Here is a 6,000-nt window from a genome sequence, read left to right as displayed (position 1 = left end):
ATTAAAGTACAGCGATTACTGGCGGCTACCTCTGATAATTACCGTGAGCAACTACTGAAAGTGTGTTAAATCTTTCATGCGATTGCCCTGCCCAAAGGTATGTAGTGAGAGCGAAGATAATAAAGCATTGTTATAATACCTATTGGTATTACTCTATTTTAGATTTAAAGTTGAATATATGAATAAGCAAAACCGCAATCCGGCTGTTTTCGCTGTTACGCTGGCGGCATTGGGCATTGTTTACGGCGATATTGGTACAAGTCCGTTGTATGCTTTGAAAGAAAGCTTTTCTGCCGCCGGGTTGTTACCCAGTGAAGCCAATGTGTTTGGCTTTGTGTCATTGATTATTTGGTCTTTGCTGCTGATTGTTACCTTGAAATATGTGTTGTTTATTCTGCGTGCCGACAACAAGGGTGAAGGCGGCGTCGTGATTTTGATGCAGCAGGCAATTCAGTATTTGCACGGCAAATCGGCATGGTTGGTGATGATGATGGGTTTGTGCGGTGCAGCGTTGTTCTACGGCGATGCGATGATTACGCCTGCAATTTCGGTATTGTCTGCTGCTGAAGGCTTAACTGTGCTGCACCCTGATTTCAAAAATTGGGTTATGCCGATTGCGCTGAGTATTTTGTTTGTGCTGTTTATGATTCAAAAACACGGAACACAAAAAATCGGTGCGTTGTTTGGTCCGATTATGCTGGTGTGGTTCGCTGTATTGGCATGGATTGGTGTCTATCAAATAATGCAATATCCTCGGGTATTGCTGGCAGTCAATCCATTTTATGGTATCTCGTTTGCACTGGAACACGGCTGGGGTGGTTTTGCCGGTTTGGGTGCGGTGGTGTTGGCGGTAACGGGTGCGGAAGCCTTGTATGCGGACATGGGGCATTTCGGGCGCAGACCGATTCAATTGGCATGGCTGGGTTTGGTGCTGCCTGCTTTGGGCTTGAATTACATCGGGCAAGGGGCGTTGCTGCTGCATCACCCTGCGGCGATTGTGAATCCGTTTTTTATGAGTGTGCCGAAATGGGGTTTATTGCCGCTGATTGTGCTGGCAACGGCAGCGACGGTAATTGCCAGCCAAGCGGTGATTGCGGGTGCGTATTCTTTAACACGCCAAGCCATTCAGCTTGGTTTCTCTCCGCGCATGAGTATTGTGCATACCAGTGCCGATGAAATGGGGCAAATTTATATGCCGACGGTGAATTGGCTGTTGTTTGCGGCAGTGATATTGGTGATTTTATTGTTTCACAATTCTGAGCATTTGGCTGCCGCTTACGGCATTGCCGTTACCGGCACAATGGTGATTACTTCGCTGCTGTTTTGTGTGGTGATGATTAAAAACTGGGGTTGGCCGAAATGGCTGGCTTTGGGATTAACCGCTGTATTTTTATGTTTTGATTTGGTTTTTTTTGGTGCGAATTTGCTCAAGCTCACGCATGGCGGCTGGTTTCCGATGTTGGTTGCCGTTTTCGTGGTGTTTTTATTTACCACTTGGCGGTACGGGCGGCATTTGATGGCTGTTGAACAACGCCGCCAAGATTGTCCGCTGGACGAATTTTTAGCAAATTTGCGAGCCTATCCGCCGCAAACAGTCGGCGGGAATGCCGTGTATATGGTGAGCAGTTTGTTCAGTGCGCCGCGGGCGTTGCTACATAATTTAAAACACAATAAAGTATTGCATGAATACAATGTGTTGCTGACAGTCCAAACCAAAGATACGCCCTATGTGCCGGATAGGGAGCGGCTGGCAATTAAGCAATTGGATTCAAGATTTACTCGAATAATTGCCAGCTACGGTTTTCAAGAAACACCCAATATCAGCCATATTCTGGCGGCAGCAAGTAAACAAGGCATTGATTTGGAAATTGCAGACACATCGTTTTTCTTGTCGCGCGACAGCATTTCTGTTTTGGACAAAACCCCGCATTCGCATATGGGCAGGTTGCGTACGGGTTTATTCAAATGGCTTTATAAAAACAGCACGCCGCCCACTGATTATTACCGTATTCCCAGTAATCGTGTGGTGGAATTGGGTGCGCAGGTATTGTTATAGACAGTGTGAGGCAGCCTGAAATATAAATGTATTGGACGTATTGTTAAATAGCAGTTGAAAACAGCGCGGTAATCATCTTGTTTATTTGAGTGTACTTAATCGTAAACAGTGAATTGTTGTGCGGCGGCGGTCATTGTTTTTATTGGCAGACAAACCATAAAAAAACACACCTCAAAAACAGGAGAAATAGCCTATTTTTGAGGTGTATGCGGTACATCAAGTCGGCAAGAATTTTGGTTGCCTGAAACTTGACTTCAAAATCATTAAACTAAACGTCTTCCACTACGCCGGCACTTTTTACCGTTGCTTTGGTTTCAGCGATTGCGGCATCACGGTCGGCAACGGAAGCATACATCACGCTGGTGCCGACGATTTGACCATTGCCGGCTTTTACATTGAAATAGGGCTGACCGGCGTGCGATGTTTCCAAAGCGAAGTGTTTGTCTTCCACCGCATTGGTGCGTACAGAATCAATACCGTTGAGCGCAGCCAATTTGCTGTTGTATTGCTCGCTTTTCAGCAAGGTTTTGCCGTCTTTATTTTTCAAACTGAAATTGAAGTGTCCGGAATCGGTTTTCCTGAGTTCAAATTTTGCCATGCTTCGTCCTTTCAAAACTGTAAAGAAACAGAGTTATCAGCGAGGTTATTGCCGAAAACACACCGACTTAATCTTTAATGTCGGAACGCAACGGCGATGCCAGATTACGCGTTATTCAAAGCAGTGGCAATAGCCGAACATTAAAATTTTAGATTAATGGCTGAGTTGCTGATGTGCTTCCTGCTTGTCGGCATGATTGGTGCTTGTTTGATTCTTCATCACGGGAACACTTAATGTCAGTGGTTTGGCGTGTTTAAATTGCAAAGTTAAAGGAATGCTGCTGCCGGGTTCTAAGGTTTGTGTTAAACCGAAAAACATAACATGCTTGCTGCCGGGTTTTAACTGAACCGTTTTGCCTGCCGGCAGGGCAATGTTTTCAACTGCGCGCATACGCATCACACCGTTGTCATCAATGTGGTCATGCAGTTCCACTTTACCGGCAATCGGTGATTGGGCGGCGATTAAGGCATCATCTGTGCTGCCGGTATTGTGCAAATTCATAAACGCACCGCTCATGTTCATACCGGGAACAGTGAACCGTACCCAAGCGTTATCGGCTTCAACGCCTTCTGCCCATGCAGCCGAGCTGCCGCATAAAGCGGCAATAAATAAGCATTTTTTCAGGTTTTTCATCAAAAGATTCATTACATTATCCTTAGCATCAGAGTGCAAAAACAGGTTAATAATACAAAAATATTTTTTGGGTTTCCGAAGAACCAAAAAAGCGAACCATTATACGCCCATGTTTATGAGCATGAATGCGGTCATTTGCTGTTTTTCAGTCAACGGCTGCGCAGGATGTTTGCCGTGTAACAGTGGCTTAGATTGCACTTTTAGTCACAAAACAAACAGCGGCATCGTCATGACAAATCTGTCATTAATCTGCTTTTCTGCATGATAATAACAATTTGCTTAATACTGTTGTTTATTATTTTAGGTAATCCAGTAAAAGTACATAATCAAATGGTACTGCGTCTATTGCAGTATGGCTATTGTATTGAAAAGCAGAATTAAATTTTGATGATGATGCCGCTTACAGCAAATATGGCAAAGAGAAAAGATATTTCCGTCATTGTGAAAGCCAGCCGCTGTGTTTTGGTAATATTTCAATATTTGTGGTTGATTTTTAAGGCAGGTATCTTGTTTTTTTGCACGGCATTCGGCTATAGTGCCAAACCTTTTTAATGCGTTGTTTTGATGCGGAGCATATGATGCGGCGGCTGTGGTTTTTATTGAGTATTTATATCTTGTGCTTGTCCGCATGCGGTTATAAAGGCGACTTGTACTTACCCAAAGAAAAAGACAATGCCCATTTCGGTGTCTGGCAAACCGGAATCGGTCTTGAACCGATCAACGACAAATCAATCCCAAACAAACCTGAATATGAGTGATATTTTTTTCTGCGAAGATGTTTCTTTTGTTGATTTGGCTCAAATCTACGGTACACCGTTGTACGTTTACAGCCAAACTGAACTCGCACATGCGCAGCGAAAATACGCTGATGCTTTTGCCGTGTTAAATCCTTTGTTGTGTTACGCCGTGAAAGCCAACGGCAATTTGTCTGTTTTGCGTCATTTTGCTCAGCTGGGCTGCGGTTTTGATATTGTTTCCGGCGGTGAATTGGCGCGGGTATTGGTGGCAGGCGGCGATGCGGGGAAAACTATTTTTTCGGGTGTGGGCAAAACCGAAGCCGAGATTGAACGGGCATTGAATGCGGGCGTTTTGTGTTTTAACGTTGAGTCTTTACCTGAATTAGACCGCATCAATGCGGTTGCCGAACGGTTGGGTAAATCGGCACCGATTTCTCTGCGAATCAACCCCGATGTCGATGCCAAAACGCACCCTTATATTTCCACCGGATTAAAAGCCAATAAATTCGGCATTGCCTATGCCGATGCAGAGGTTGCATATCAACACGCCAATTCATTGCCGTATTTGCAAATAGTTGGCATTGATTGTCATATTGGTTCGCAATTAACTGATTTATCACCGTTTATCGAAGCATTAGATCGCTTATTGTTGTTGGCGGATAAACTGGCGGAGGCTGGTATTGTTTTGCAGCACATTGATTTGGGCGGCGGTGTGGGCATTGTTTATCACAATGAAACCGTTCCCGATTTGCACCGTTATGCCGCAGAAGTGGCGCAGCGGCTGGCAGACCGCCGTTTAAAATTGATTTTAGAACCCGGGCGCAGCTTGGTGGGTGATGCGGGCGTATTGCTTACTCGCATTGAGTATATTAAACATGGTGAAGAGAAAAATTTCATCATTGTTGATGCCGCCATGAACGACTTAATGCGCCCCGCACTTTATGATGCGTACCATGTTATTGAGCCAGTGGTGCATAAAAATATTGCGCCGATAACAGCCGATGTGGTTGGTCCGATTTGCGAAAGCAGTGATTTTTTGGGTAAAGATCGGGTTTTGGCGGCAGAAGCGGGGGATTTATTGCTGATTCGCAGTGCGGGTGCTTATGCTGCTGGCATGGCAAGCAACTACAACACCCGTTGCCGTGCTGCTGAAGTATTGGTAAACGGTTCGCAGCACCGATTGATTCGGCAGCGTGAAAGTATTGAACAATTATTGTCTGACGAACAACGATATTTATCAAACAACGATTGATTGAATCATTTTGATGTGAAACGGGCGAGGTTCTTTACGAATAATCGAAAGAGCCTCGAACACATTAATCAAGCCGCCCACAAAGTGATTACACCCAGCACACAAAATACGGCACATGCACAAAGCCGAATCAAAGGCAAAGGCAATTTTTGAGTGAGCCATGCGCCAAAGAAAATCACTGGAATATTAGCGATAAGCAACCCTAAAGTGCTACCGATAACCACACTGAATACATCGTGGTAACGCGCCGCCAATAATATTGTTGCCAGCTGGGTTTTATCGCCGATTTCTGCCGAAAAAAACAAGATAAGCGTGGCAAAAAAAGCACCAAATCGAAGATAACGTGTGTCGGTTTCCTCGTCTTTATCCGGTTTGAGCAGCCATAAACCCACCGCAATAAAACTGCCGCCCACGATGTAGGCAATCACGGCAGGCGATAAAGACTGTGTCAGCCACACGCCGAGCTCTGCCGATATTGCGTGATTAAGCAAAGTAGCAACGGTTATCCCCGCCATAATGGCGTATTTTTGTGTAAATCTTGCTGCCAAAAACAGTGTCAGCAGCTGGGTTTTATCTCCGATTTCAGACAAAGCCACCGCCAAAACAGACGAAAAAAAAGCAGACATAAAAAAAATAATATTTCGCAGTAAAAAAATTGAAGACAAGAAAAACAATTGGCAAAAAATGAAAATTTTGCCAATTGTTTTCGCATAATTATTCACCA

At 44.6% G+C, this 6,000-nt stretch carries 6 protein-coding genes; 3 read left to right on the top strand and 3 right to left on the bottom strand.

Annotated features, from left to right (window positions below):
• Positions 1 to 178 precede the first annotated feature (178 nt).
• On the top strand, positions 179 to 2,056 hold the full coding sequence (locus tag Q384_RS01240; protein ID WP_037585440.1) for a potassium transporter Kup: 1,878 nt from the start codon (positions 179 to 181) through the stop codon (positions 2,054 to 2,056).
• A gap of 268 nt (positions 2,057 to 2,324) precedes the next feature.
• On the opposite strand, the gene Q384_RS01235 is transcribed toward Q384_RS01240, so the two are convergent.
• Positions 2,325 to 2,654 carry a YegP family protein gene (locus Q384_RS01235; RefSeq protein WP_037585439.1) on the bottom strand — a complete coding sequence of 110 codons (330 nt, stop codon included), beginning with the start codon at positions 2,652 to 2,654 and terminating at the stop codon, positions 2,325 to 2,327.
• Positions 2,655 to 2,807: 153 nt separating this feature from the next.
• Positions 2,808 to 3,299 (bottom strand): copper chaperone PCu(A)C, encoded by a 492-nt coding sequence (locus tag Q384_RS01230; protein ID WP_051940235.1) that lies wholly within the window; start codon positions 3,297 to 3,299, stop codon positions 2,808 to 2,810.
• Positions 3,300 to 3,865: 566 nt separating this feature from the next.
• Here Q384_RS01230 and lptM point away from each other — a divergent pair.
• Together lptM and lysA are read left to right on the top strand one after the other, a co-directional pair.
• Positions 3,866 to 4,045, top strand: a complete 180-nt coding sequence (gene lptM / locus Q384_RS01225) for an LPS translocon maturation chaperone LptM (RefSeq protein WP_037585460.1) — start codon at positions 3,866 to 3,868, stop codon at positions 4,043 to 4,045.
• Positions 4,038 to 5,276: a diaminopimelate decarboxylase gene (gene lysA / locus Q384_RS01220; RefSeq protein WP_037585438.1), complete on the top strand. Its 1,239-nt coding sequence runs from the start codon at positions 4,038 to 4,040 to the stop codon at positions 5,274 to 5,276. Before lptM ends, lysA begins: the two co-directional genes overlap by 8 nt.
• Before the next feature lie 68 nt (positions 5,277 to 5,344).
• Here the strand turns inward: lysA and Q384_RS01215 are convergent, their stop codons facing one another.
• Entirely contained in the window at positions 5,345 to 5,902 is a 558-nt protein-coding gene (locus Q384_RS01215; RefSeq protein ID WP_037585459.1) for a TMEM165/GDT1 family protein, read from the bottom strand.
• Between the last annotated feature and the right edge of the window lie 98 nt (positions 5,903 to 6,000).

Source organism: Stenoxybacter acetivorans DSM 19021 (assembly GCF_000745895.1).
Taxonomy (GTDB): Bacteria; Pseudomonadota; Gammaproteobacteria; order Burkholderiales; family Neisseriaceae; genus Stenoxybacter; species Stenoxybacter acetivorans.
Note: the sequence above shows the minus strand (reverse complement) of the source record. Positions and strands in the feature narration are given on the sequence as shown.

Excerpts from the sequence above, each read along its gene's own strand:
- lysA (WP_037585438.1), top strand. The coding sequence starts at position 4,038 with ATGAGTGATATTTTTTTCTGCGAAGATGTTTCTTTTGTTGATTTGGCT.
- Q384_RS01215 (WP_037585459.1), bottom strand. The coding sequence starts at position 5,902 with ATGTCTGCTTTTTTTTCGTCTGTTTTGGCGGTGGCTTTGTCTGAAATC.
- Q384_RS01240 (WP_037585440.1), top strand. The coding sequence starts at position 179 with ATGAATAAGCAAAACCGCAATCCGGCTGTTTTCGCTGTTACGCTGGCG.
- lptM (WP_037585460.1), top strand. The coding sequence starts at position 3,866 with ATGCGGCGGCTGTGGTTTTTATTGAGTATTTATATCTTGTGCTTGTCC.
- Q384_RS01235 (WP_037585439.1), bottom strand. The coding sequence starts at position 2,654 with ATGGCAAAATTTGAACTCAGGAAAACCGATTCCGGACACTTCAATTTC.
- Q384_RS01230 (WP_051940235.1), bottom strand. The coding sequence starts at position 3,299 with ATGAATCTTTTGATGAAAAACCTGAAAAAATGCTTATTTATTGCCGCT.